The 25,601-nt window shown below is 72.0% G+C and carries 26 protein-coding genes and 2 tRNA genes; 19 read left to right on the forward strand and 9 right to left on the reverse strand.

Translation table 11 applies throughout. The features are described from left to right. A partial coding sequence (gene cueR / locus AC6H2I_RS24975; RefSeq protein WP_497503474.1) for a Cu(I)-responsive transcriptional regulator occupies window positions 1-522 on the reverse strand: 522 nt, incomplete at its 3' end. A gap of 241 nt (window positions 523-763) precedes the next feature. Here cueR and AC6H2I_RS24980 point away from each other — a divergent pair. The 6 genes from AC6H2I_RS24980 (at window position 764) to lexA (ending at window position 5,916) form a co-directional block, all read left to right on the forward strand. Further along, complete coding sequence (locus AC6H2I_RS24980; protein WP_497503475.1) at window positions 764-1,354, forward strand: anthranilate synthase component II; 591 nt, start codon at window positions 764-766, stop codon at window positions 1,352-1,354. Further along, entirely contained in the window at window positions 1,351-2,403 is a 1,053-nt protein-coding gene (gene trpD, locus AC6H2I_RS24985) for an anthranilate phosphoribosyltransferase (RefSeq protein WP_497503476.1), read from the forward strand. Before AC6H2I_RS24980 ends, trpD begins: the two co-directional genes overlap by 4 nt. Next, window positions 2,400-3,197, forward strand: a complete 798-nt coding sequence (gene trpC / locus AC6H2I_RS24990; RefSeq protein ID WP_497503477.1) for an indole-3-glycerol phosphate synthase TrpC — start codon at window positions 2,400-2,402, stop codon at window positions 3,195-3,197. The genes trpD and trpC overlap by 4 nt, the downstream gene beginning before the upstream one ends. A 51-nt stretch (window positions 3,198-3,248) precedes the next feature. Further along, window positions 3,249-3,734, forward strand: a complete 486-nt coding sequence (gene moaC, locus AC6H2I_RS24995; protein ID WP_497503478.1) for a cyclic pyranopterin monophosphate synthase MoaC — start codon at window positions 3,249-3,251, stop codon at window positions 3,732-3,734. Beyond that, window positions 3,731-4,966 (forward strand): molybdopterin molybdotransferase MoeA, encoded by a 1,236-nt coding sequence (locus tag AC6H2I_RS25000; protein WP_497503479.1) that lies wholly within the window; start codon window positions 3,731-3,733, stop codon window positions 4,964-4,966. Before moaC ends, AC6H2I_RS25000 begins: the two co-directional genes overlap by 4 nt. 158 nt (window positions 4,967-5,124) lie before the next feature. Then, complete coding sequence (gene lexA, locus AC6H2I_RS25005) at window positions 5,125-5,916, forward strand: transcriptional repressor LexA (RefSeq protein WP_497503480.1); 792 nt, start codon at window positions 5,125-5,127, stop codon at window positions 5,914-5,916. A gap of 30 nt (window positions 5,917-5,946) precedes the next feature. On the opposite strand, the gene AC6H2I_RS25010 is transcribed toward lexA, so the two are convergent. Continuing rightward, a complete protein-coding gene (locus AC6H2I_RS25010; protein WP_497503481.1) occupies window positions 5,947-8,046 on the reverse strand; it encodes a ComEC/Rec2 family competence protein in 2,100 nt (699 codons plus the stop codon). A gap of 256 nt (window positions 8,047-8,302) precedes the next feature. Between AC6H2I_RS25010 and gltA the strand changes: the two genes are divergently transcribed. Then, window positions 8,303-9,619, forward strand: coding sequence for a citrate synthase (gltA, locus tag AC6H2I_RS25015; protein WP_497503482.1), 1,317 nt, complete (start codon window positions 8,303-8,305; stop codon window positions 9,617-9,619). Window positions 9,620-9,826: 207 nt separating this feature from the next. Here the strand turns inward: gltA and AC6H2I_RS25020 are convergent, their stop codons facing one another. Next, on the reverse strand, window positions 9,827-10,450 hold the full coding sequence (locus tag AC6H2I_RS25020) for a glutathione S-transferase family protein (RefSeq protein ID WP_497503483.1): 624 nt from the start codon (window positions 10,448-10,450) through the stop codon (window positions 9,827-9,829). A 95-nt stretch (window positions 10,451-10,545) separates the two neighbouring features. Between AC6H2I_RS25020 and AC6H2I_RS25025 the strand changes: the two genes are divergently transcribed. Then, window positions 10,546-11,094: a hypothetical protein gene (locus tag AC6H2I_RS25025; RefSeq protein ID WP_497503484.1), complete on the forward strand. Its 549-nt coding sequence runs from the start codon at window positions 10,546-10,548 to the stop codon at window positions 11,092-11,094. Window positions 11,095-11,101: 7 nt separating this feature from the next. On the opposite strand, the gene AC6H2I_RS25030 is transcribed toward AC6H2I_RS25025, so the two are convergent. Next, window positions 11,102-11,941, reverse strand: a complete 840-nt coding sequence (locus tag AC6H2I_RS25030) for a glycosyltransferase family 2 protein (RefSeq protein ID WP_497503485.1) — start codon at window positions 11,939-11,941, stop codon at window positions 11,102-11,104. 175 nt (window positions 11,942-12,116) lie between these two features. Between AC6H2I_RS25030 and AC6H2I_RS25035 the strand changes: the two genes are divergently transcribed. Further along, window positions 12,117-12,752 (forward strand): ATP-dependent Clp protease proteolytic subunit, encoded by a 636-nt coding sequence (locus tag AC6H2I_RS25035; RefSeq protein ID WP_497503486.1) that lies wholly within the window; start codon window positions 12,117-12,119, stop codon window positions 12,750-12,752. 122 nt (window positions 12,753-12,874) lie between these two features. Then, window positions 12,875-14,905, forward strand: coding sequence for a M3 family metallopeptidase (locus AC6H2I_RS25040; RefSeq protein WP_497503487.1), 2,031 nt, complete (start codon window positions 12,875-12,877; stop codon window positions 14,903-14,905). 342 nt (window positions 14,906-15,247) lie between these two features. Here AC6H2I_RS25040 and AC6H2I_RS25045 read toward each other — a convergent pair whose 3' ends face one another. After that, window positions 15,248-15,676: a hypothetical protein gene (locus tag AC6H2I_RS25045; protein ID WP_497503488.1), complete on the reverse strand. Its 429-nt coding sequence runs from the start codon at window positions 15,674-15,676 to the stop codon at window positions 15,248-15,250. A 17-nt stretch (window positions 15,677-15,693) separates the two neighbouring features. Next, window positions 15,694-16,059: a hypothetical protein gene (locus AC6H2I_RS25050; protein WP_497503489.1), complete on the reverse strand. Its 366-nt coding sequence runs from the start codon at window positions 16,057-16,059 to the stop codon at window positions 15,694-15,696. Window positions 16,060-16,364: 305 nt separating this feature from the next. Between AC6H2I_RS25050 and AC6H2I_RS25055 the strand changes: the two genes are divergently transcribed. From AC6H2I_RS25055 to AC6H2I_RS25085, 7 genes are all read left to right on the forward strand, one after another. After that, window positions 16,365-17,999, forward strand: coding sequence for a fumarate hydratase (locus AC6H2I_RS25055; RefSeq protein ID WP_497503490.1), 1,635 nt, complete (start codon window positions 16,365-16,367; stop codon window positions 17,997-17,999). 159 nt (window positions 18,000-18,158) lie between these two features. Continuing rightward, the gene (locus AC6H2I_RS25060; RefSeq protein ID WP_497503491.1) at window positions 18,159-18,461 is read left to right on the forward strand and encodes a type II toxin-antitoxin system ParD family antitoxin; all 303 of its coding nucleotides are present in this window, start codon (window positions 18,159-18,161) and stop codon (window positions 18,459-18,461) included. Further along, the gene (locus AC6H2I_RS25065; protein ID WP_497503492.1) at window positions 18,458-18,832 is read left to right on the forward strand and encodes a type II toxin-antitoxin system RelE/ParE family toxin; all 375 of its coding nucleotides are present in this window, start codon (window positions 18,458-18,460) and stop codon (window positions 18,830-18,832) included. The genes AC6H2I_RS25060 and AC6H2I_RS25065 overlap by 4 nt, the downstream gene beginning before the upstream one ends. An 81-nt stretch (window positions 18,833-18,913) precedes the next feature. After that, entirely contained in the window at window positions 18,914-19,588 is a 675-nt protein-coding gene (locus tag AC6H2I_RS25070) for an RluA family pseudouridine synthase (RefSeq protein WP_497503493.1), read from the forward strand. A gap of 73 nt (window positions 19,589-19,661) precedes the next feature. Beyond that, the gene (locus tag AC6H2I_RS25075; RefSeq protein ID WP_497503494.1) at window positions 19,662-20,513 is read left to right on the forward strand and encodes a TIGR02587 family membrane protein; all 852 of its coding nucleotides are present in this window, start codon (window positions 19,662-19,664) and stop codon (window positions 20,511-20,513) included. A 10-nt stretch (window positions 20,514-20,523) separates the two neighbouring features. Then, window positions 20,524-20,934, forward strand: coding sequence for a hypothetical protein (locus AC6H2I_RS25080; RefSeq protein ID WP_497503495.1), 411 nt, complete (start codon window positions 20,524-20,526; stop codon window positions 20,932-20,934). Between the two features lie 258 nt (window positions 20,935-21,192). Next, window positions 21,193-22,545 (forward strand): methyl-accepting chemotaxis protein, encoded by a 1,353-nt coding sequence (locus AC6H2I_RS25085; protein WP_497503496.1) that lies wholly within the window; start codon window positions 21,193-21,195, stop codon window positions 22,543-22,545. Window positions 22,546-22,599: 54 nt separating this feature from the next. Here the strand turns inward: AC6H2I_RS25085 and AC6H2I_RS25090 are convergent, their stop codons facing one another. Continuing rightward, window positions 22,600-23,907: an amidase gene (locus AC6H2I_RS25090; RefSeq protein ID WP_497503497.1), complete on the reverse strand. Its 1,308-nt coding sequence runs from the start codon at window positions 23,905-23,907 to the stop codon at window positions 22,600-22,602. A 107-nt stretch (window positions 23,908-24,014) separates the two neighbouring features. Between AC6H2I_RS25090 and AC6H2I_RS25095 the strand changes: the two genes are divergently transcribed. Together AC6H2I_RS25095 and AC6H2I_RS25100 are read left to right on the forward strand one after the other, a co-directional pair. Continuing rightward, window positions 24,015-24,089 (forward strand) — tRNA-Asn (locus AC6H2I_RS25095). Window positions 24,090-24,091: 2 nt separating this feature from the next. Continuing rightward, window positions 24,092-24,168, forward strand: a tRNA-Asp gene (locus AC6H2I_RS25100). Here the strand turns inward: AC6H2I_RS25100 and AC6H2I_RS25105 are convergent. Together AC6H2I_RS25105 and AC6H2I_RS25110 are read right to left on the reverse strand one after the other, a co-directional pair. Next, window positions 24,147-24,482: a DUF1488 family protein gene (locus AC6H2I_RS25105; RefSeq protein ID WP_497503498.1), complete on the reverse strand. Its 336-nt coding sequence runs from the start codon at window positions 24,480-24,482 to the stop codon at window positions 24,147-24,149. The two genes, AC6H2I_RS25100 and AC6H2I_RS25105, sit on opposite strands and share 22 nt — an antisense overlap. A gap of 29 nt (window positions 24,483-24,511) precedes the next feature. Then, complete coding sequence (locus tag AC6H2I_RS25110; RefSeq protein WP_497503499.1) at window positions 24,512-25,546, reverse strand: MBL fold metallo-hydrolase; 1,035 nt, start codon at window positions 25,544-25,546, stop codon at window positions 24,512-24,514. Window positions 25,547-25,601 lie beyond the last annotated feature (55 nt).

Below are 25,601 nucleotides of genomic sequence, written 5' to 3' on the forward strand. Positions count from 1 at the left end.
CCGGCGCGGCCGGCGGCTGCCACGACGCCGGGCAGCCCGGGCGATGAGCGCGCGGCGCGGTAAGCGGCGGCCGCCGCCCGCCCGGCCCCGGCCGAAGGCGGCCGGCACCCGCCGTGTCGCGCCGGCGCGGCGCGACGGGTCGGCGATGCCGTCCAGGATCGGGCAGTCGGGCCGGTGGTCGCCGGCGCAATGGTCGACCAGATGCTGCAGCGTGCCCCGCATGGTCAGCAGCTCGGCGACCTTGGCGTCGATGGCGGCGATATGGTTCAGCGCCAGCGCGCGCACATCGCCGCTGGCCCGCTCCCGGTCGTGCCAGAGCGCCAGCAGCGCCGCCACCTCCTTCACCGGGAAGCCCAGCGACCGGGCGCTGTGGATGAACCGCAGGGTGGCCACGTCGCGCTCGCCGTAGACGCGGTAGCCGGCGGCGGTCCGCCCCGCCGAGGGGATCAGGCCGACGCTCTCGTAGTAGCGGATCGTCTTCGCCGGTACGCCGGAGCGGCTGGCGACGGTGCCGATGTTCATGGCGGGTCCCGGATGCGGTGCGACGGCGCGGCCGTGCCGGCGCGGGAACGCGCCGGCGCAGCACCGGCACACTCCGCCTTCCAGTGGCGGGAAGGTCAAGCGCGTTTCGCGCGCCCCCGCTGCCCGCCGGCTGCGCGGCCGGCGCGCCCGGTGTGCGGACACGGCCGCGACGCTGGAAATCCGCCGACCGGCCGGTTAGGGTAGCGCCCCGTGAACGAGGCCGGAACGGCGGACCGCTGCCATGCTGCTCCTGATCGACAACTACGACAGCTTCACCTACAACCTCGTCCATTACCTGGGCGAGCTCGGGGCCGAGGTGGTGGTGCGCCGCAACGACGCCCTCACGGTCGCCGAGGCGATGGCCCTCAAGCCCGACGGCATCGTGCTGTCCCCCGGCCCCTGCGACCCCGACAAGGCCGGCATCTGCCTGCCCCTGATCGCCGCGGCGGAGCGGACGCGGATGCCGCTGCTGGGGGTGTGCCTGGGCCACCAGGCGATCGGCCAGGCCTTCGGCGGCAACGTCGTGCGGGCGCCCCTGCCGATGCACGGCAAGGTCGACTCCATCCACCACGAGGGGCGCGGCGTGCTGGCCGGCCTGCCCTCGCCGTTCCGCGCCACCCGCTACCATTCGCTGATCGTCGAGCGCGGCAGCCTGCCGGAATGCCTGCGCGTCACCGGCGAAACCGCCGACGGCCTGATCATGGCGCTGATGCACAAGGAGCTGCCGATCCACGGCGTGCAGTTCCACCCCGAGAGCATCGAGAGCGAGCACGGCCACGCCATCCTCAAGACCTTCCTGACCACCACCCGCCCGCTGGAGACCGCAGCATGAGCCAGCCCGGGTCCGGCGACCTCGCCGACATGAAGGCCATCCTCGGCCGTGTCGCGTCGGGCGCGCGCCTGGGGGAGGCCGACGCCGGGCGCGCCTTCGACATCATCATGTCGGGCAACGCCACGCCGTCGCAGATGGGCGGCTTCCTGATGGCGCTGCGGGTGCGCGGCGAGAGCGTCGACGAGATCGCCGGGGCGGCCCGGATCATGCGCGCCAAGGCGGTGCCGGTGGCCGCGCCGCCCGGCACCATCGACACCTGCGGCACCGGCGGCGACGGCGCCGGCACCTACAACATCTCCACCGCCGCCGCCCTGGTCGTGGCGGCCTGCGGCGTGCCGGTGGCCAAGCACGGCAACCGCGCCATGTCGTCCAAGTCGGGGGCCGCCGACGTGCTGGCGGCGCTGGGCGTCAACCTGGACTGCGACATGGCGCTGGTGAAGAAGGCGCTGTGGGAAGCCGGCATCGGCTTTCTGATGGCGCCGCGCCACCACCTGGCCATGCGCAACGTTGGGCCGACCCGGGTGGAGCTGGGCACGCGCACCGTCTTCAACCTGCTGGGGCCGCTGTCCAACCCGGCCGGCGCCCGGCGCCAGCTCCTCGGCGTGTTCGCCGCCCAGTGGGTGGAACCGCTGGCCCAGGTGCTGAAGCGGCTGGGCTCCGAGGCCGCGTGGGTGGTGCACGGCAGCGACGGGCTGGACGAGATCACCACCACCGGGCCGACGCGGGTGGCGCAGCTGCGCGACGGCGCCATCACCGTGTTCGACGTCGAGCCCCAGGACGCCGGCCTGTTCGTCGCCTCGCCCGAGGCGCTGAAGGGCGGCGACGCCGCCACCAACGCCGCGGCGATCCGCGCGCTGCTCGACGGCGCCCACGGCGCCTACCGCGACATCGTCCTGCTCAACGCCGCCGCCGCCCTGGTGGTGGCCGGCACGGCGCAGGACCTGCGCGGCGGCGTCGACCGCGCCCGCCACGCCATCGACAGCGGGGCGGCCCGCGACGTCCTGGCCCGCCTTGTCGCCATCACCAACGAAGCGATTCCCACCGTATGAGCGATGTCCTGACCCGCATCTGCGACGCCAAGCGGGCGTTGGTTGCGGCGCGCAAGTTCGCCCGCCCCCTGGCCGAGGTCGAGGAGGCGGCGCGCGCCGCCGGGGCACCGCGCGGCTTCGCCGCCGCCCTCCGCCGCGCCGTCGCCGACGGCCGCTACGGGCTGATCGCCGAGATCAAGAAGGCCAGCCCGTCCAAGGGCGTGATCCGGCCCGACTTCGACCCGCCGGCGCTGGCCCGCGCCTACGCGCTGGGCGGCGCGTTCTGCCTGTCGGTGCTGACCGACGAGCCCTACTTCCACGGCCGCGACGAGTACCTGGTCGCCGCGCGCGCCGCCGTCGACCTGCCGGCCCTGCGCAAGGACTTCATGCTCGACCCCTACCAGGTGGCCGAGGCGCGGGCGCTGGGCGCCGACTGCATCCTGCTGATCATGGCCGCCCTCGACGACGGCCAGGCGGCGGAGCTGGCCGCCGCCGCCCATGGCTGGGGCATGGACGTGCTGGTCGAGGTCCACGACCGCCCGGAGCTCGATCGCGCGCTCCGGCTGGACGTCGCGCTCTATGGTGTGAACAACCGCAATCTCAAGACCTTGGCGGTCGATCTTGCGACAACGGAAGACCTGGCGCCGCATCTGCCGGCGGGCCGCACCCTGGTCGCGGAAAGCGGCTTGAACAGCCCGGCGGACCTGGCGCGCATGGCACGGATCGGGGCGCGCTGTTTCCTGGTGGGCGAATCCCTGATGCGCCAGGACGACGTCGCCGCCGCAACACGCGCCCTGCTGGCGGACCCCGCCTGAGCGTCGCGGCGGCCGGATCACGGAGACGACCTGCGGGTCGGGGGAGGCGCGATGAGCGGCGGGTTCACCCATTTCGACAGCGAAGGCCGGGCCGTCATGGTCGACGTCTCGGACAAGGCGTCGACCGCGCGCACGGCCACCGCGCGCGGCAGCGTGCTGATGCAGCCGGAGACGGTGCGGCGCATCCTCGACCGCGGGTTCAAGAAGGGCGACGTGCTGTCGGTGGCGCGGCTCGCCGGGATCATGGGCGCCAAGCGCACGCCCGACCTGATCCCGCTGTGCCACCCGCTGATGCTGACCTCCGTCACGGTCGACCTGACGGTCGATCCCGCCCGCAACGCCGTGGACATCGAGGCGACCTGCCTGGTGACCGGGCAAACCGGCGTGGAGATGGAGGCGCTGACCGCGGTGACGGTGGCGGCCCTGACGGTCTACGACATGTGCAAGGCGGTCGACCGCGGCATGACCATCACCGAGGTCCGCCTGGTCCACAAGGCCGGCGGCAAGAGCGGCGACTGGGGCGCGGCACCGGCATGACGCCGCCGCTCCTGAGCGTGGACGAGGCGCGGGCGCGCATGCTGGCCGCCTGCCCGCCCCTGCCCGCCGAAACGGTGCCGCTGACCGCGGCGCTGGGCCGGGTGCTGGCCGAGCCGGTGGTGGCCCGGCTGACCCAGCCGCCCTTCGCGGCGTCGATGATGGACGGCTGGGCGGTGCGCGCCGCCGACGTCGCCGGGGCGTCGGCCGGCGCCCCGGTGATCCTGCGCCGCGTCGGCGAGGCCGCCGCCGGCCATGCCTTTCCCGGCACCGTCGGGCCCGGCGAGGCGGTGCGGATCTTCACCGGCGCGCCGCTGCCCGCCGGCGCCGACGCGGTGGTCATGCAGGAGGACTGCGAGCCCGCCGACGGCGGCGCCGGGGTGCGCGTCGGCCGCGCCGTGGCGCCCGGCCGCTTCGTCCGCCCGCCCGGCCTCGATTTCACCGCCGGCAGTGCGGTGCTGGCCGCCGGCCGCCGGCTGACCAGCCGCGACGTGGCGCTCGCCGCCGGCGCCAACGTGCCCTGGCTGTCGGTGCGACGACGCCCCCGCGTGGCCGTGCTGGCCACCGGCGACGAGGTGCGCCTGCCCGGCGACCCCCTGGGCCCGAGCCAGATCATCAGCTCCAACGCCTTCGGCCTGTGCGCCCTGGTGGACTCCCAGGGCGGCGTCGCCCACAACCTGGGCGTCGTCGCCGACGACCCCGCCGCCCTGGCCGAGCGGGTCGCCGCGGCCGACGGCGCCGATCTTCTGGTGACCGCCGGCGGCGCCGCCCAGGGCGACCACGACCTGGTGCGCGGCCTGATCGGCGGGGCGCCGGCCGTCCACGGCGTGGCCATGCGGCCCGCCAAGGGCATCCTGTTCGGGCAGGCCGCCGGGCGCCGCCTGCTCGGCCTGCCGGGCAACCCGGTGTCGGCGGCGGTGGCCGCGGTGCTGTTCCTCAAGCCCATGCTGCGGGCCTTTCAGGGGCTGCCCGCCGAGGACGGGCCGCAGCGCTTCGCCCGCCTGGCCGCGCCGCTGCCGGCGAACGGTGACCGCGCCGACCATGTCCGCGCGACGCTCTCCTGGACCGATGACGGGGAGGCCGTCGCCACCCCGTTCCCCCGCCAGGACGCCGCCATGACCACCCGCATGGCCTGGGCCGACGCTCTGGTCCTGCGCCCGCCCCACGCGCCGCCGGCACGGCAGGGCGACCGGGTGGCGATCCTGCCGCTCGGCGGTGGCTTTCTGGAGCTTTGACCAGACGGCGACTCGGCGGTTATCTTTTCCACCGGGGCACCGTTTCAGGCTTGACGAGGCCGCGGAACCAAACTAGAACAAACCAAGTCGTTTTACATTTGTTCCGATTCGGTTCGGCCATCTGGTTCCGCCGGTTCGCCCGGTTCGGGGAGGCACGCATGCTCACGCGCAAGCAGCAGGAACTCCTGCTCTTCATCCACGAGCGGTTGGGACAGGGGGGCGTCTCGCCCTCCTTCGACGAGATGAAGGACGCGCTGGGGCTGAAGTCCAAGTCGGGCATCCACCGCCTGATCACCGGGCTGGAGGAGCGCGGGTTCATCCGCCGCCTGCCGCACCGCGCCCGGGCGCTCGAGGTGACGCGCCTGCCCGAGGGCATGGAGCAGCCCCGCCATGCCGCCGCGGCCGCCGCGGCCGCCGCGGCCGTGCCGTCGCCCGGCGCGGCGGACGCCGCCCCGCCGGGCGATGCGGCGGCGGCGGTGCGGGCGCCGCGGCCGCGGTTCCAGCCCAACGTCATCCGCGGCGATTTCTCCGGCGCCATGCCGGGGCGCGAGGTGGTGGCGCCGGCCGAGACGGTGCAGCTGCCGCTCTACGGCCGGATCGCCGCCGGCACGCCGATCGAGGCGCTGCGCGACGGCTCGGCGGTGGTCGACATCCCCGCGACCATGCTGACCCCGGGCGAGCATTACGCCCTGGAGGTGTCCGGCGATTCGATGGTCGAGGCGGGCATTCTCGACGGCGACACCGTGGTGATCCAGCGCTGCGACACCGCCGACAGCGGCGCCATCGTGGTGGCCCTGGTCGACAACCACGAGGCGACGCTGAAGCGGCTGCGCCGCAAGGGCCACACCATCGCCCTCGAGCCCGCCAACGCGGCCTACGAGACGCGCATCTTCGGCGCCGACCGGGTGCGGGTGCAGGGCCGGCTGGTCGGGCTGATCCGCAAGTACTGACCGCCGCGCGCCGTGCGGCGGGGGGAACGCTCACCGCCCCGTCCAGGGCCGTTCGCCGCGCCAGCTCCGGGCGTCCTCCACCCGCACGCCGGCGGGCGACAGGTAGAGGGCGTGGGCGCCCTTGCGCCAGCGGTCCCAGCGGTCGACCACCACCGGCGCCCGGCAGCCGCCCGCCGCCTCGACGCTGACGACGGCGTCGGCGAGGCCGCAATCCTCCACCAGGGCCTCCGGGGCGCGGACCAGGGCCACCGCCCGCCCCGCCGCACGATAGACGCAGCCCAGGGCGTCGCAGGAGAGCCGCCCGTCGGCGCTGCGCCCGGCCGTCGGCCACGGCGCCGCGCGGGCGCGGGCGCCGTCGCGGCGCAGCCAGACGTCGGCGGTGAAGCGCTGTCCGCGGGCCGACGAGAAGGACAGGCCACCGTCGGCGGTGCGCACCGCGACCAGATCGCCCTCCCCGGCGACCAGCACGTCGGGCCGCTCCATCAGGGCCGGGGTGGCCAGGCCGAAGACCAGGCACGGCACGCCGAGCAGCCGCCAGGGCCGCCGCCACAGCGCCAGCCACAGGCCGCCCAGGGCGACGACCGCCACCCCCCAGGCCGGCATCGCCGGCACCACGGCGACGGCGCCCGGCAGGGCGCTCACCGTCTCCGCGGTCCACAGCACGGCGGCCACGCCCCAGCCCATGACGACCAGCGCCGGCGCCTCCAGCCCCAGCGGCATCAGCAGATAGGCGGCAAGCCCCGCCGGCATCACCCAGAAGGACGTCACCGGCACCGCCACCAGATTGGCCAGGACGCCGTAGAAGGTCACCGTCTGGAAGTGATGGAGCGCAAAGGGTGCGGTCGCCGTCGAGGCGACCACGCTGGTCAGCGCCAGCCCCCCGGCGTAGAGGGCGGCCCGGCCGATCCAGCCCTGGCCGGTGCGCCACCGCGCCAGGCCCGGCGCCACGAGCTCGTAGGTGGCGATCAGCGCCACCACCGCGGCGAACGACATCTGGAAGCTGGGTCCGAGCATCCCGTCGGGCAGGACCAGCAGGACGACACAGGCGGCGAAGGCCACCAGGCGCATGCTGAAGGGGTCGCGGTCCAGCATGACCGCCGCCAGCACCACCCCGGTCATCAGCACCGAACGCAGGGTCGGCACCGGCGCGCCCACCATCATGGTGTAGGCGACCGCGGCCACCAGCCCGGCGGCGGCGGCGATCTTCTTGATCGGCCAGCGCAGCGCCACCGGCTCGACCAGGGCCAGCAGGGCGCGCACCGCGAAGAACACCAGCCCGGCGACGAGGCCGATGTGCAACCCGGAGATCGACAGCAGGTGGGCCAGCCCGCTGTCCCGCATCGCCTGCAGGGCGGGCTCGGGAATGCCCGAGGGCTCGCCGTTCAGAAGCGCCGTGGTGATGCCGCCGGCCGGCCCCTCGACGATCGCCGCGACCCGCGTGGCGACGGAGTCGCGCGCCGCCTCCAGCGCCACCTGCACCGCCTGCCAGCCGCCCGGCGGCGGCGCCTCGACCAGGTCCGGCCGGCCCAGGGCGTAGCCGACGGCGCCGATGCCGTCGAAGAAGGCGTGGCGGCGGAAATCGAAGGCGCCCGGGGCGGCCGGGGCGGGCGGCGGGCGCAGCGAGGCCCGCAGGCGCACCACCGCGCCGGGCGGCGGCAGCGCCCCGCGGGCGAGCAGGCGCACCCGCACGCGGCGGGGCGTCGCCGCCGGCTCCAGCCCCTCCACCACCGGGTCGGCCAGCACCACCCGCCCGCCGCGGGCCTGGCGCTCGACGTCGACGACGCGTCCGGTGACCGCCACCGCGCGGGTGGCGCGCTCCAGCAGGGGGGCGGCGACCAGCGCCGTGCGCGCCTGCGCCGCGGCGAAACCGGCGGCGATCGCCAGCACCGCCAGGGCCGCCGCCAGCACCGCCGGGCGCCGCCGGGCGGCCCATGCCGCGGCGGCGGCCAGCGGCAGCAGGGCCGCCGCCGGCCAGGCCTCCGGCTCCGCCGGCAACGCGAAATAGACGGCGATGCCGGTGCCGAGCCCGACCGGCGTCCACAGCGCCCAGCGGTCGCGCTCGGCCGCCAGCAGCGTGGCCAGCGCGCCCCGCCGGTTCCCCGCCATCGCCACCGCCATCGCGTCACTCACCGCGGCACCGCCCTGCCTCCATGGAATGGCTCCCACCGGCGCGTGAATGTGTTAAATCTCCGCGGCACCCTGGCGGTGCCACGAACAGGACACCGACGCCGATGCCCGCGGACGCCCATCGCAGCCGAACGCCACCCCCGGGCGACGCGGGCGCCGGCGATGTCCCGTGCGTTGATATCCGGCGGCCGCGGAACTATGCTGCGCCGATTCTGCACGGGCGGGAAGGCCCCCAACCCATAAATAAGGACGTGCCGAGATGACCCAGAACGAGTCGTCGTCCAACGACACCGTCACCCTGATCGACAACCGCACGGGCAAGCAGGTGACGCTTCCCGTCATGCACGGCTCGACCGGCCCCAGCGTGATCGACATCCGCAAGCTTTACGCGGAGACCGGCCATTTCACCTACGATCCGGGTTTCACCTCGACCGGCAGCTGCGAATCGCAGATCACCTACATCGACGGCGACGAGGGCGTCCTCCTCCACCGCGGCTATGCCATCGACGATCTCGCCGAGCACTGCGACTTCCCCGAAGTGTGCTTCCTCCTGCTGAACAACCACCTGCCCAACGCGGCGGAGAAGCAGGAGTTCGAGAACATCATCCGCCGCCACACCATGGTGCACGAGCAGCTGACCCGCTTCTTCAGCGGCTTCCGGCGCGACGCCCACCCGATGGCGGTGATGTGCGGCGTGATCGGCGCGCTCTCGGCCTTCTACCATGATTCCACGGACATCGACGATCCGGTGCAGCGCAAGATCGCCGCGCACCGCCTGATCGCCAAGGTGCCGACCATCGCCGCCATGACGTACAAGTACGCCATGGGCCAGCCCTTCATGTATCCGCGCAACGACCTGACCTACGCGGAGAACTTCCTCTACATGACGTTCGGCACGCCGTGCGAGCCGTTCAAGGTCAACCCGATCCTGTCCAAGGCCATGGACAAGATCTTCATCCTGCACGCCGACCACGAGCAGAACGCGTCGACCTCGACGGTCCGCCTCGCCGGCTCGTCGGGCGCCAACCCGTTCGCCTGCATCGCCGCCGGCATCGCCTCGCTGTGGGGCCCCGCCCACGGCGGCGCCAACGAGGCCGTGCTGAAGATGCTGCAGGAGATCGGCTCGGTCGACCGCATCCCGGAGATCGTGAAGCGGGCCAAGGACAAGAACGACAACTTCCGCCTCATGGGCTTCGGCCACCGCGTGTACAAGAACTACGACCCGCGCGCCCAGGTCATGCGCAATACCTGCCACGAGGTTCTGGGCGAGCTCGGCGTCAAGGACGAGCCGTTGCTCGACATCGCCATGGAGCTGGAGAAAATTGCGCTCGAGGACGACTACTTCGTCGAGAAGAAGCTGTACCCGAATGTCGATTTCTACTCCGGCATCATCCTCAAGGCGATGGGCTTCCCGACCAGCATGTTCACCGTGCTGTTCGCGGTGGCGCGCACCGTCGGCTGGATTTCCCAGTGGAAGGAGATGATCGAGGACCCCGTCCAGAAGATCGGCCGCCCGCGCCAGCTCTACACCGGCCAGACCAAGCGCGCCTACGTGCCGCTTGCCGAGCGTGGCTAACCGGTCCACGACGCAGTTCGGAACGGGTGGCTCCGGAGGAGCCACCCGCCCCCCGCCGGAGGCCATCGTTCCGGCCCGCCGCCTGCGGTTCGCGTCCGTGGCCAACGACAACAAGGCGCCCTTGCGCCACCGCGTGGTGCGCGCGGCGGTGCTGGCGACGGTGCTGTCGGTTCTGGCCGCCGCCGCCGGCCGGGCCCTGGGCTGGTTCTAGCCGGCGCCCACCGGGTCCAGGGTGATGGGAATGTGCCGCTCCTGCGTCGCGACGCGGTCGAGCCAGGTCCGCACCCGCGGGTACCCCCCGAGATCGAATCCGCCCTCGTGCGCCACGTGGGTGTAGGCGTAGAGCGCGATGTCGGCGACCGTCAGGCCATGGCCGACGAAGAAATCCCGCTCCGCCAGATGCCCCTCCATCACCGCCAGGGCGTCGTATCCCGATGCCCGTTTGCCCGGCAGCGCCAGGGTGCGCTCCTCGGTCATCGGCACGTGGTGGGCGATCCAATACCGCACCGTGGCGATGTTCGGCTCGTGGCTGTACTGCTCGAAGAACATCCATTGCAGCGCCTGGGCCCGCTCCAGCCGGTCGCCCGGCAGCAGCGCCGTCCCCTCGGCAAGGTAGCAGAGGATGGCGTTGGACTCCGCCAGCACCGTCCCGTCCGCCAGCTCCAGGGCCGGGATGCGACCGTTGGGGTTCTTGGCCAGGAAGGCGGCGGCCCGTGTCTCCCGCCGGTCGATGTCGAGCTCGACCCGGTCGTAGGCGATTCCCAGCTTGTGCAGGATCAGCCGGCACTTGTATCCGTTGCCCGACGAGAGATTGTCGTACAGCCGCAGCATCGTCGTCCCCGTGTCATCCATCCGTGGGCGGATGAGAGCACGGTTCGCCGGCGGATGCCACAGCGACGACACGACGAGGGGACGGCAAGGATCGGATGACGGACCCGGCGGATTTCCTGGCCCCCTTCCTGGCGGCGATCGGCAGCCGCCGGGTGCCGGAGGCGGTGCCCGAGGACGCGCTTCCCCCGCGCTTCCGCGCGCTGCTGGCCCACCGCGCGGGCATGACCGGGACGCTGGCGGCGCGCTGGGGCGGGCCGATCCGCGTGCAGCGGCTGGCGCAGTGGGAGGCCGCCGGCCCGGCGGGGCGCACGCTCTCCCGGCTGGTGGTGCTGCACGCCGTCACCGCGGCGGGGCCGCGGGCGGCGGCGCTGGCGGCGATCCGTGTCGATTGCGAGGCCCTGCCCTCCTCGGTCCACGCCGGGATGACCGGCTCCGACACCGCCTTCGGCCGGCTGCTGGACGAGGCCGGGGTCGCCCACCGGGCGGAGCCGCTGGCCTTCCTGCGGACCGCCGCCGACCCGCCGCTGGCCGCCGCCCTCGGCGCGGCGGACGGCGCGGCCCTGTGGGGCCGCTACGGCTGCCTGCGCGGCGCCGCCGACGGACGCCTGCTGTGCCACGCCCTGGAACTGCTGGCCCGGGCCTAGCCGGGGGTCACGGGCCAGCGCCCTGCTGCGCCAGGAACTCCTGGAAGTTGGCGCAGCGCCCGGCGCGATGGGCCGCCTCGTAGGCGGCGTTGAGGGCACGCTTGCGCTCCAGGGCGGCGGCGAAGCGGCGGCGCAAGGACACGTCGGCGATGCCCAGGCCGTCGCCGGCCAGCCGGGCCAGCACGTGCCGGTAGCAGCGTTCCGCCCGCTCTCCGGCGTCGGCGGCGAAGGTGATCGACCCCTCGCGCTGGCGGTACTCGTAGAGCGGGCGGCCCACCAGGGGCATGGCGCCGGCGCGGTCGAGGACGTGGACGTTGAACACCACGTCGTCGCAGAAGGCCACGTCCTCCGACCAGCGCGGGCAGAGGTCGCGGCGCACCACCGGGAACATCGGCACCGAGGTGGCGAGGAACCCGTCGGCGTCCAGGTCGCCCACGCCGTCGTGCGGCGCGAACAGCGTGGACAGCGCCGCGCCGTCGGCGTCGCGCACCACCGCCACGTTGTCGACCGCAGCCCCACGGCGCGCCGCCAGCGGCGCCAGGACCGCCAGGCGGTCGGGCGTGCAGCGGTCGTCGGCGTCGAGCGGCGCCACCAGGGCGCCGGTCGCCACGGCGAGCCCGGCGTTGCGGGCCGCCGGCGCCCCGGCGCCGACCCGCCCCGTCGACGCGAAGCGCAGCCGCGGGTCGGCGATTCCGGCGGCGGCAAGGATGGCGCGGTAGTCGGCGCCGTCGTCGGCGACGATCACCGCCTCCCACGCGTCCCAGGTTTGCGCCAACAGGCTGCGCACCGCCCGGGCGATGGTGCGCTCCGCCCGGAAGGCCGGAACGATGACCGAAACCCTGTGCATGGACCCTCCAGCCCGACGCCCCGTCGACGCCCGCATTGCGGCGCGGCCCCGGCGCTTTGTCAACGCGCCGCCGCCAAAAGCTCCCCCGGGCGTTGAACGGAGACGGAATAGGGGCTATGTGGAAGAGCGACGTGCGTTCGCCGCACGGAGACAGACACCAGGGAGTTCGACAACGATGGCGCACGCCGGACACTACCGGTTCGACGACGAGGATCCGAACGAACCGGGCACCGAGCCGGACGAGAAGTCGAAGGAAAGCGCCCCGCCCTTCGCTGCGGTCCAGCAGAGCCTGTTCAAATCCCGCACCGTGCTGATCTTCGGCCAGATCGACATGAAGCTGGCGCAGGGCATCACGGCGCAGCTCCTGGCGCTGGCGACCGAGAGCGACGATCCCATCCGCGTGATCGTCAACTCGCCGGGCGGCCACGTCGAGGCGGGCGACACCATCCACGACATGATCCGGTTCGTGAAGCCGCAGGTGAAGATGCTGGGCACCGGCTGGGTCGCTTCGGCCGGCTGCCACATCTTCCTGGCGGCCAAGCCCGAGAACCGCTACTGCCTGCCCAACACCCGCTTCCTGATCCACCAGCCGCTGGGCGGCGCCGGCGGCCGGGCCACCGACATCGCCATCGAGGCGAAGGAAATCATCCAGATGCGCGAGCGGCTCAACCGCATCATCGCGCGCGAGACCGGCCAGACCTACGAGCGGGTCGCCAAGGACACCGACCGGAATTTCTGGATGCAGGCCGAGGCGGCCAAGGAATACGGCATCGTCACCCACATCACCGAGGAGTGGTCGGCGATCTACTGATCCCGGCCCCCGCGGCACGAGTCCGCAGCGTGATCGAGCCCCTCGTCCCCGGCCCGGGAGGAGGGGCTTTTTTCATGCCCCGTCCGGCGCCATATTCGCCGGTGCCGCACCACGAGGACCGCATGACCGAGAACCCGTTCTTCGAGGCCTGGACCACCCCGTTCGGCCTTCCCCCGTTCGACCGCATCCGCGCCGATCACTTCGCCCCCGCCTTCGCGCGCGCCATGACGGAGCACGCCGCGGAGATCGCCGCCATCGCCGGCGAGGCCGCGGCGCCCACCTTCGCCAACACGGTGGAGGCGATGGAGCGCGGTGGCCGCCTGCTGTCCCGGGTGTCGCACGTGTTCTACAACCTCAACGCCAGCGCCACCGACGACGCGCTGGAGGCGGTCGCCCGGGAGATGGCGCCCAAGCTGGCCCAGCACCACATGGCGGTGGCCCTGAACGCCGACCTGTTCGCCCGGGTCGACCATCTGTTCGAGAGGCGGGCGCTGCTGGGGCTGGAGCCCGACCAGCTCCGCCTGCTGGAGCGCGAGCATCTGGGCTTCGTGCGCAGCGGCGCCCGCCTCGACGCCGCCGCCAAGGCCCGCATGGCGGCGATCTCCGAGCGCCTGGCCACCCTGCACACCCTGTTCGCCCAGAACGTGCTGCACGACGAGAAGGCCTGGCAGCTCGTGCTGGGCGAGGACGACCTCGCCGGCCTGCCCGCCTTCGCCCGCGACGCGGCCGCCCAGGCGGCCCGCGAGCGCGGGCTGGAGGGGCGCTACGTCATCACCCTGGCGCGCTCCTCGGTGGAGCCGTTCCTCACCTTCTCCGCCCGGCGCGATCTGCGCGAAACCGCCTTCCAGGCGTGGACGCAGCGCGGCGGCAATCCCGGCGACCACGACAACACGCCGCTGATCGGCGAGATCGTCGCCCTGCGGGCCGAGCAGGCCCGGCTCCTCGGCTACCCCACCTACGCCGACTACCGCCTCGACGACACCATGGCCAAGAGCACGGCGGCGGTCGCCGACCTGCTGCGCGCGGTGTGGGAGCCGGCCAAGCGCAAGGCGGCGGTCGAGCGCGCCGCGCTGCAGGAGGCCGCCCGCGCCGACGGCATGAACGAGCCGATCGCGCCCTGGGACTGGCGCCACTACGCCGAGACGGTGCGCAAGGTGGCCTACGACCTGGACGAGGCGGAGATCAAACCGTACTTCGTGCTGGAGAACATGGTGGCCGCCGCCTTCGACTGCGCCGGCCGGCTGTTCGGGGTGACCTTCACCCCGCGCGACGACCTGCCCCTCTACCATCCCGACGTCCGGGCCTACGAGGTGCGCGACCGCGACGGTGCCCATGTCGGCCTCTTCCTGCACGACAATGTCGCCCGCGCCGGCAAGCGCTCCGGCGCGTGGATGAGCAGCTACCGCGACCAGGAGAGCTTCGACGGCCCGGTCAGCCCGATCATCGTCAACAACAACAACTTCGCCCGCGGCGAGCCGGCCCTGCTCAGCTTCGACGACGCGGAGACGCTGTTCCACGAGTTCGGCCACGGCCTGCACGGCCTGCTCAGCCGCGTCCGCTATCCCTCGCAGTCCGGCACCGCGGTGCGCCGCGACTTCGTGGAATTCCCGTCACAAGTGTTCGAGCATTGGCTGGCCGCGCCGGAAACCCTGCGCCGCTTCGCCCGCCACCACCAGACCGGCGCGCCCATCCCCGACGCCCTGCTGCAGCGCCTGCTGGCGGCGCGTACCTTCAACCAGGGCTTCGCGACCGTGGAGTACGCCGCCGCCGCGCTGCTGGACCTGGAATTCCACACCCGCAGCGACGCCGGTGACCTGGACGTCGCCGCCTTCGAGGCCGGGGTGCTGGCCAAGATCGGCATGCCGGCCGAGATCGTGGTGCGCCACCGCCCGGTGCATTTCCAGCACCTGTTCGCCGGCAGCGGCTACGCCGCCGGCTACTACGCCTATCTCTGGGCCGAGGTGCTGGACGCCGACGGCTTCGCCGCCTTCGGGGAGAGCGGCGACGTCTTCGATCCCGCCCTGGCGCGGCGCCTCGAGGCGATCTACAGCGCCGGCGACACCCGCGACCCCATGGAGCTCTACGTCGCCTTCCGCGGCCGCGAGCCCACCATCGACGCGCTGCTGGAGCATCGCGGGCTCGTGGCGGCGTGACCTCGTCCGGCCGTCCGCGGGGCGACGGGCCGACGCCACCTCTGTAAGAAACCGCCCCCCGGTCGTGTCCGATGCCGTAGCGCAGGAGCTGTGGGTAAGAGCCCCGCCGAAGCGTTCGCCATAACTGGCGCAGGCGGTCGCCTTACCCACAGCGGGGCGGTCATCAACACCACGTCGTGGACCGTCTGGCACAGCAAGTGCCGAAGGAGGCGCCAGAACCGCTAATGCAGTGTTTACCACACCGGGAACGTCGACAGCAGCCACCATCCACAGATTAGTCAGGGCAAGAAGAGCTACGAATTGAATATTTCCCAATATACGTTAATAGTATGTAAATAGATCCTAGTTTCTCTTCCCACAATTGGCGTATTTTTCGCGGATTTCATCAAAGAATTTCTTATTTTTCTGGGATATGTCCCCTCTCAATAAATGATAAGTTATCTTATTAACTTGTAAAATGCAATGAGAGTTTGATATGAGGACAAGGCTATTCTCCATGCCTGCCCCTTCTTCGTCTCCAAAGAAATATTTTACGCCGCTTTCAATCAACGCCCCCTCAGCCACGTCGATGGGATTTGATGTGAACAATTGAACCAACGGAAGAAGGTAGTAATTTGCAGCGAACTCGCTTAGCGCTTTGTCCTTTTCGTTGAGTTCATTAACGACCTTTGTTTCGTTTGGCGTCAAAACCACCTCAGCGGCCTTTGCGACCGTGCTGGACAGAACCAGCGCGAAGGCCATGGCGACGATCGGCATCGGTCCGAAGCGCATGTCACGAACTCCTCTGCTCAGTATCCGCTGCACCCTTGCATCTCGCTGTATTGCTGCGCCAAAACGGCGCCGCCGCAAGGAAGCGCGCAGGCCACAGTCACGCTGCCACCGGAAGCGACAACCGTCGCGACCACGCAACTGGCGCACTGGTACGTTGCGCCGGCCTCGACAATTTTTTCAGCCAGACACCCTGAACACGCATTGCGTGCAGCCACGCACCATGGGTTGTCAGCCTTGGCAATACACCCGCCGCCCGCCCATTTGGGTTTGTGAGCAATGCACACCGTACACGAACGATTGCATTGTGCCTGCGCAAGCTGCGCGTGCCCAACGACAGCCAAAAATGACAGTGCTATGATGATTATTGCGATCTTAGGATGCATTTTTTCCATCCTTATATCATTATCATCCGCACCATGAGTTTGTCACATCTCCAACACCGGGAAAACCATAAAATCAATATCGATTGGCGTGTGTTTCCTCCCCCAAACGGTGTCGACGTTACCAAGCTGCCACGACGAAGCGTCGCCTGCCTTATCTTGGTCGGCCCCATCGGCTGCGGGTCCACTGGCGCCCGTTGTGCGCCGTGTCCAGCGGTGTATAACGGGCTCGACAACGCCCCCGGGCCGCGGTCTAGCCCGCGCCGAGGGGCAGCGAGGACCGGACGCAATGCGAGGGAACAACAACGATGCCCGACGATTCGAGCCTTGGCCGGGGACAGACCACCCTCTTCCCGCTTGAGACGGACGACACCCCCTACCGCACCCTGACCACCGACCACGTCTCGGTGGTCGAGTTCGATGGCGAGGAGGTGCTGAAGGTCGAACCGGAGGGCCTGCGTCTCCTGGCCGAGGCGGCGTTCGCCGACATCAACCACCTGCTGCGCCCCGGCCACCTGCGCCAGGTCCGCTCGATCCTCGACGACCCCGAGGCGTCGGGCAACGACAAGTTCGTCGCGCTGGACCTGCTGAAGAACGCCAACATCGCCGCCGGCGGCACCCTGCCAATGTGCCAGGACACCGGCACCGCGGTGATCATGGGCAAGAAGGGCCGGCGGGTCTGGACCAAGGGCGGCGACGAGGCCGCGCTGGCGGACGGCGTCAAGGACGCCTACCTCAAGCGCAACCTGCGCTACAGCCAGTTGGCGCCGATCTCCATGTACGAGGAGACGAACACCCGGACCAACCTGCCCGGCCAGATCGAGATCTACGCCGAGGGCGAGGACGCCTACAAGTTCCTGTTCATGGCCAAGGGCGGCGGATCGGCCAACAAGACCTTCCTGCACCAGGCCACCCCGTCGGTGCTGGCACCGGACCGGCTGCTGGCCTTCCTGGAGGACAAGATCCGCTACCTCGGCACCGCCGCCTGCCCGCCCTACCACCTGGCGGTGGTGATCGGCGGGCTGAGCGCCGAGCAGACCCTGAAGACGGTCAAGCTGGCGTCGGCACGCTACCTCGACGCGCTGCCCACCGAAGGCGGCGCGGACGCCCACGCCTTCCGCGACCTCGCCATGGAGGCGGAGATCCACACGCTGACCCAGGGCATGGGCATCGGCGCGCAGTTCGGCGGCAAGTATTTCTGCCACGACGTCCGCGTCATCCGCCTGCCGCGCCACGGCGCCTCCATGCCCATCGGCATCGGCGTCTCGTGCTCGGCCGACCGCCAGGCGGTGGGCAAGATCACCCGCGACGGCATCTTCCTGGAGCAACTCGAGACCGACCCGGCCAAATACCTGCCGGAGATCGACGACGGCCTGCTCGGCGGCGAGGTCGTCACGATCGACCTGACCCGGCCGATGGACGAGATCCGCGCCATCCTCTCGCGGCATCCGATCCGCACCCGGGTGTCGCTGACCGGGCCGCTGATCGTCGCCCGCGACCTCGCCCACGCCAAGCTGCGCCAGCGCCTGGACGCGGGCCAGGGCCTGCCCGACTACTTCAAGAACCACCCGATCTACTATGCCGGCCCGGCCAAGACGCCGGAGGGCATGGCATCGGGGTCCTTCGGGCCGACCACGGCGGGCCGCATGGACAGCTTCGTCGACCAGTTCCAGGCAGCCGGCGGCTCCATGGTCATGCTGGCCAAGGGCAACCGCAGCGGCGCGGTGACGGCGGCGTGCAAGGCACACGGCGGCTTCTACCTCGGCTCCATCGGCGGTGCTGCCGCCCGCCTCGCCCAGGACTGCATCAAGAAGGTCGAGTGCGTCGAGTACCCCGAACTCGGCATGGAGGCGATCTGGCGCATCGAGGTGGAGGACTTCCCCGCCTTCATCATCGTCGACGACAAGGGCAACGACTTCTTCCAGGAGCTGAAGCTGGGCTGACCGGAGCGGGCCGCGGCCCCGAGCGGCCGCGGCTCCACCCCCTCTGCCAATGTGGACATGCGCAAGCATGCGATCACCGCCGCGCAAACACGCGGCTGAACTTGCCCGCGTCCCGGCATTGGCATATTCTGCCAGTTATCGGTGTTCCCGGAGCGTAGCATGCCGACCCGGAACGTGGTTCTCACCCCCCACCAGGCTGAGTTGATCGAGCGGCTGGTGGCGTCGGGCCGCTATCAGAACGCCAGCGAGGTTCTGCGTGAGGGGCTGCGGCTGGTCGAACACCGGGAAGCGGAGGACCGCGCCCGGCTGGACGCGCTGCGTGAGGCGGCGCGGTCGGGTATCGCCGACATCGAGGAGGGGCGGTCCCGTTCATTCACCTCCGCCGACCTCCTGGGGCGGCATCTGGCCGGATTGACGGCAAACGCGCTCGGCGAAGAGACGGGTGGCCGGAACCGGTCATGACGTCCCGCGGTCCGATCTGGACGGTGCGGCTGGCGGCAGCGGCCGAGCGGGATTTCGCAGAGATCCTGCACTGGACGGCAGAGCGGTTCGGACGCCGGCAGGCCGTCTCGTACGCAGGGGCCCTGAGTGCCGCCGTCGAAGCCTTGTTCGCCGGTCCTGCGACCATCGGCGTCCGACAGCGGGATGAGATTTCGCCGGGCCTCCTGACGCTGCATGTGGCGCGGAACGGCAACAAGGGACGGCACATGGTGCTGTTCCGCATCGCGCCGCCCCCGGATGAGCGGACCGTCGATGTCTTGCGACTGCTGCACGATTCGATGGACATCATCCGACATCTTCCAACAGCCGAAGACCATCGGAATGATCCGTAAAGACTGCCAAGCGTTCGGATGCCGTTTGGCGTCCACCATATCCACAAAGCCAACACAGCGGCACTGTCGAACGGATGCATCATGACACCCGAAGAGATCCAGGCCCGCGTGCTGCACCGCGACGGGCTGGTGCTGATCCTCGACAAGCCCGCCGGGGTGCCGGTGCACGCCGGCCCGGGCGGCGGACCCAACCTGGAACGCTGGTTCGATGCCCTGCGTTTCGGGCTGCCCCGGCCACCCGGGCTGGCCCACCGGCTCGACCGCGACACCTCCGGCTGCCTGGCGCTGGGCCGCCACCCCAAGGCCCTGCGCAAGCTGGGGCGCCTGTTCTCCGAGGGGTTGGCGGAGAAGACCTACTGGGCGGTGGTGGCCGGTGCACCGCCCGACGAGGAGGGGCGGGTCGAGGCGCCGCTGGCCAAGGTGTCCAACCGCAGCGGCGGCTGGCGGATTGCCGTCGACCCCGCGGGGCAGCGTGCGGTGACCGACTACCGCGTGCTCGGCCGCGGCGACGGCTGGACGTGGCTGGAGTGCCGGCCGCGCACCGGGCGCACCCACCAGATCCGCGTCCACGCCGCCCATCTCGGCTGCCCGCTGCTGGGCGACCCGCAATACGGCGGGCCGGCAGGGATGGCGCTGCACCTCCACGCCCGCGCCTTGCGCCTGCCGATCCAGCCCTCCAAACCGGCGGTGGAGGCCGAGGCCCCGGTGCCGGAGCATCTGCTGCCGGGGCTGCGTCGATGCGGCTGGACGGGGTGATCCGTCGGCGACGGTGAACGCCAGGGGTGCGGCGCTGTTGTAGGGGGCACCGCGCCACCGCATGGACCCGCCCATGGCCGACACCGACCGCCCACCGCCCCCGCCGGGCGCCCTGGAGCGGCAGTTCTGGGTGGGCGTCGCCCGCGCCTTCGGCGGCGCCATCCTCTTCTCGCTGCCCATGTTCATGACCATGGAGATGTGGTCGCTCGGCTTCACCATGGACCGCGGCCGGCTCGCGCTGCTGCTGGTCCTCGGCGTGCCTCTGCTGGTCGGCCTGTCCCACTACATCGGCTTCGAGGACACCTTCGGCTGGCTCGACGACCTGGTCGACAGCTTCGCCGCCTACGCCGTGGGGTTCGTCGCCGGCGCCGCCGTGCTCGTGCTGTTCGGCGTGGTCCGGCCGGGCATGGCGCCGGACGAGGTGGCCGGCAAGATCGCCCTTCAGGCCCTGGCCGGGGCGCTGGGCGCCATGCTGGCGCAGAACCAGTTCGGCCAGTCCACGCACAGCCCGCCGGCCGAACGCAACGTCAAGAGCTATGGCGGGGAGCTGTTCATCTTGGCGGTGGGCAGCCTGTTCCTGGCCTTCAACGTGGCGCCGACCGAGGAGATGGTGCTGATCGCCCACCGCATGTCGCCCGCCATGGCCTTGGCGCTGGCCGGGCTGTCCCTGGCGCTGATGCACGGGTTCGTCTACGCCATGCGCTTCGCCGGCGAGGAGCGCCGCCTGCCGGACGGCACCCCGTGGTGGAGCCTGTTCCTGCGCTACACCGTCGCCGGGTACGCCGTTGCCCTGGCGATGAGCCTCTACGCCCTGTGGACCTTCGGCCGCCTCGACGGCCTGGCCCTGGAGCCGGCCGTCGTCGCCACCGTCGTGCTGGGCTTCCCCGCCGCCATGGGCGCGGCGGCCGCCCGCCTGATCCTGTGAGGTCACCGCCATGAACGCGCCGCCCCGCCGCGCCGCCACCGCGGCCACCGGACCGATCCCCTGGTCGGAATGGGCGGTGGCGCTGCTCGGCCTGGTTCTGGTGGGCGCGACGGTGGGGTATCTCGGCTGGCTCGCCGTCGCCACACCCGAGCGCCCGGCGGAGCTGGTGGCGACCGTGGACGGCGTCGTGCGGGTGGGCGACCGCCACCATGTGCGCATCCGCGTCACCAACCGCGGCGGCAGCACCGCCGCCGAGGCGCGGGTCGAAGGCACGCTCGGCAGCGGTGACGCGGCCGAGGTCAGCGCGGTCACGTTCGACTACGTCCCGCAAGGCTCCGACCGCTCGGGAACCCTGGTGTTCCAGGGCGATCCCCGCACCGCGGCGCTGCGGCTGCGGGTCGTCGCCTTCCGCGAGCCGTGAGCCGACGCCGTTCGGGCATGACCGAATGCAGATTGCGACGGGAACCGCAACGCACACCGGACGCCGCGGCCTCGATTCCATCCCTGGTCCCAACCAACGGCGAGGGCGAACCGGCCAACCCCCGCCAATTGGCGGATATTTCACGCTATTTCGTTCTATGTCGTCCCTTTTGGAAATCTGGCCCGCGCCTTGCTTCGTATGGTTGGAACCGACGGAGCATCCGCCGCCGGGAAAACGCCTACCAAGGAGAAGGGCACCATGTCTTCCGCCGCTTCGGACAGCCAGCGCAAACGCCTCGCCGCTTTTCACGTCGGGGAGCGCGACCTCGCACTGTTGCGCCGCAACGCGGACTTCGTGGCGAACCACCTGCCCCGCCTGCTCGGGGAGTGGCACGACGCCTTCAAGGCGTGGCCGGAGATCATGGCAGCGCTGCAGAAGCCGGAGGTGCACCGCGTCCGCGTCGAGCATTGGTCGCGGGTCGCGGCGGGGCGTGTCGACGACGGGTTCCTGGAGTCGGCGCGGCGCCTCGCCCAAGCCTTCTACGACAACGGGGTGCCCGGTTACGCCGTGGCGATCTGCCACCACACCGTGTCGAACGGAATCATCAAGGCGCTCGGCCTCGACAGCGTCGGCGGCGGCTTCTCCCTGTTCGGCGACAAGGGGGCGGCGGACCGGCTCGCCGCCCGCGAGGCGCTGGGCAAGATCGCCTGGCTCGACCTGGAGGTGCTGCTGGAAACCTACGCCGAGGCGGAGCGGGCCAGCAAGACGGCGCTGCTGAACGGCCTGGCGGAGAACTTCGAGGGCAGCATCCGCGGCATCGTCGAGACCACCGTGTCGGCCTCCAACGACATGGCGGGCGACGCCAAGCGGATGTCGCAGATCGCCTCCTCCACCACGCGCCGCTCGACCGAGATGGCGGTGGCGGCGGAGCAGGCCTCGACCAACGTGCAGACCGTCGCCGCCGCGTCGGAGGAGCTGACCGCCTCGATCGCGGAGATCGGCCGGCGGGTGGCGGAATCGTCGCAGATCGCCGGCGACGCGGTGCAGGAGGCGGAACGCACCAACGGCACGGTGAGCGGCCTGGTGGACGCCGCCCAGAAGATCGGCGACGTGGTCCAGCTCATCAACAACATCGCCAGCCAGACCAATCTGCTGGCGCTCAACGCCACGATCGAGGCGGCGCGCGCCGGCGAGGCCGGCAAGGGCTTCGCCGTGGTGGCCCAGGAGGTGAAGAGCCTGGCCAACCAGACCGCCAAGGCCACCGAGGACATCTCGCGCCAGATTTCCGGGATGCAGGACGCCGCGCGGATGTCCGCCGACGCCATCAAGGGGGTGGGCGGCACCATCGTGCGCATCGACGAGATCGCCACCTCCATCGCCGCCGCGGTGGAGCAGCAGGCCGCGGCGACCCAGGAGATCGCCCGCAACGTCCAGCAGGCGGCCCAGGGCGCCCAGAGCGTGACCAGCAGCGTCGGCCAGGTGAGCCAGGGGGCGTCGGAGACCGGCAGCCTCGCCGACAACGTCGCCGGTGCGGCCGAGCAGCTGCACAAGCAGGCCGACACCCTGCGCTCCAGCGTCAGCTCCTTCCTGGGTCGCATCCGCGCCGCCTGAGCGGGTCTCGCCCGGTCCGGGTCCGTCAGATCCGGGCCAGAGGTCCGGCCGGTCTCAGTCCCGGCCCCGCACCACGCCCTCGACCGCCGCGGCGATCGCCAGCAGGCGGCGGTCGGTCCCGGGCGGCCCCATCAGCGACAGGCCGCATGGCAGGTCGCCCGGGCGCTGCATGGGCAGCGTCACCGCGCAGCGGCCCAGCACATTGGCCAGGGTCGGGTTGCGCAGCACCAGGGCGTTGATCCGGGTGAACGCGGCGTCGTCGGTGACGGCGTCGAAGCGGGGCGCCGTGCAGGGCACGGTGGGCAGCACCAACGCGTCCCACCCCGCGGTCGCGGCGTCCACCCGGCGCACGAGGGCGGCGCGGGCGTCCAGCAGGTCGATGTAGTCGGCGGCGTCCATCGCCGCCCCGCGCTCGATCCGCACCCGCACCCGGGGATCGTAGAGGGTGCCCTTCTCGGCCAGCAGGCGGCGGTGCCAGGCCCAGGCCTCGGCGGCGGGAAAACCGCCCTTGGCGTTGAGGGCGGGGATCTCCGCCAGCTCCGGCAACGGCATCGCGCCCACCAGCACGCCGCAATCGGCGAGGCGCCGGCAGGCCGCCTCGAAGGCGGCGGCGACCGCCGGCTCGAGATCGTCGAGCACCACCATGCCCGGCACCGCCAGGCGCAGCCCCGCCACCGCCACCGCCGGCAGCGCCGCGTCGGCCTCGCCCAGCCCGGCCAGCACCGCGTCGGCCACCGCACATTCCGCCACGGTGCGGGCCAGCGGCCCGACGCTGTCGAGGGTGCGGGCCAGCGGCACCACCCCGTCCAGCGGCACGCGCCCGTGCGTTGGCTTGAATCCGACGAGCCCGCACAGCGCCGCGGGAATGCGCACCGACCCGCCGGTGTCGGTGCCCAGCGCCAGCGGCACCATGCCCGCCGCCACCGACACCGCGGCACCGGACGACGAGCCGCCGGGGATGCGCGCAGGATCGGCCGGGTTGGCCGGGGTGCCGTGGTGGGGATTCAGGCCGAGGCCGGAGAACGCGAACTCGGTCATCGCCGTGCGCCCGACCACGACGGCGCCGGCGGCGCGCAGGCGGGCCACCGCCACCGCGTCGCGGGGCGCCGGCGGCCGGCCCTCCAACGCCCGCGAACCGGCCAGGGTGACCCGCCCCGCCTCGTCGAACAGGTCCTTGACCGACACCGGGACGCCGGCCAGCGGCCCGCGCCGGCCGGCGCGGGCCAGCAGGTCCTGGGCCTCGGCCTCCAGCGGCGCGGTGTCGGCGTGGACGGCGGTGAAGGCGAGACGCCCCTGCTCCCCCGCCGCGGCGATGGCGGCAAGGGCGGCGTCGGTGCGGGCGCGGGCGGTGGCGTCGGTCATCGGCGGGTCCCGGCGGTGGGCGGCCATCCTACACCGTCGATTTCCGCGCCGCGCCCCACTTTTCCCCTTGCACGCCCCCGCGGTTCCGGATTATACAGCGCGCCTCTTCCGGCGTGGCGCAGCGGTAGCGCAGCGGACTGTTAATCCGTTGGTCGTAGGTTCGAATCCTACCGCCGGAGCCAGCGCGGGTGTAGCTCAGTTGGTTAGAGCGCCGGCCTGTCACGCCGGAGGCCGCGGGTTCAAGTCCCGTCACTCGCGCCATTCTCCTCCTCGTGCCCCTCCCGGCGATCAGCCGGGGCGGCGCGCCTCAGGTCGCGGGGCGTGAGGTGGATGTTGGCGTCCGCGTCCAGGTTGCGGTCCTTGATCCGCATCTCCACCGCCCTCTCGAACACCGGCCGGTTCAGGCACACCAGCTCCACCGCCTCCTCCGGGCGCGGCGTGTGGCCGGCCAGGGACTGCAGCGCGCGGCGCGCCACCAGCACCCGGCCCCGGTACTCCCCGACCTCCACCGCGAACTCCACGGCGTCGGCCTCCTCGTTCCATTCGGGATCGTCGGGAAAGCGGAACAGCGTCATGGCCTCGTCTCTCCTCGTGCGCGGTCGGGTCAGACCGCGACGTAACGGTCGGGGCCCACGGCCGGGCGGTCGCGGCGCACGGTGCCGCGGTGCATCAGGTGGTTGAGGTGGGCCAGCGTCTCACCCACGGCGAACCGCGTCTGGTGCAGGTCCAGGTCGCGGGTGAAGAGCGCTCCCATCACCTGCCAGGCCGTGCGCGGTGCCGCGCAGGCGTCGCGGCAGGTGGCCAGCCGCTCGGCGTGGTGGTCCGCCAGCGCGCGGAGGCGGGCGTGCAGGCCGGTGAAGGGCACGCCGTGGGAGGGCAGGATCAGCACGCCGTCGGGCACCGCGGCGCGCAGCGTCTCCAGACTGTCCAGGAACTCGCCCAGGGGGTCGTGGTCGGGCTCGCTGGGCCAGACGCCGACGTTGGGGCTGATTCGCTCCAGAACCTGGTCGCCGGCGATCAGCACGCCGGAGTCGGGCGCGTGCAGGCAGACGTGCTCCGGCGCGTGGCCGCGCCCGACCAGCACCCGCCAGGCGCGCCCCCCCACCGCCACGGTGTCGCCGTGGCGGAGGCGGTGCAGCACCGCCGGCACCGGTGTCACGCTGTCGCGGTAGGCGGTGGCCCGGCCGCACAACCGCTCCACCTGGTCGTCGGGCGCGCCGGCCCGGCCGTAGAAGGCGCGCGCCGGCGGCAGCGCCAGGTCGGCGGTGTCGAGGCTGAGCGCCCGGCCGTACAGCCACTCCGCCAGGCTGGTGGAGAAGGTCGCCCCGGTGCGCGCCACCAGCCAGCCGGCCAGCCCCATGTGGTCGGGATGGAAATGGGTGCAGATCACCCGGTGCACCGGGCGGCCCGCCAGGACCGTGTCGAACAGGCCCTGCCACAAGGCCCGCGGCCGCTCCCCGTCGAACCCGGTGTCGACCACGGTCCAGCCGTCGCCGTCGTCGAGCAGCCAGACGTTCACGTGGTCCAGCGCGAAGGGCAGCGGCAGGCGCGCCCACAGCACGCCCGGCGCCACCGCCAGGGCGCCTCCGGGCGGCGGCAGGGTGGCGGCGGCGGGTGCGGGGCGGGGGGCGGGAGGCATGGCGGCCGGCGGTGTGGTGGAGGGGGCGGCGCGGAACGACGCGCCCCCACCCTAT

This window comes from Azospirillum sp. NS33 (assembly GCF_059703765.1).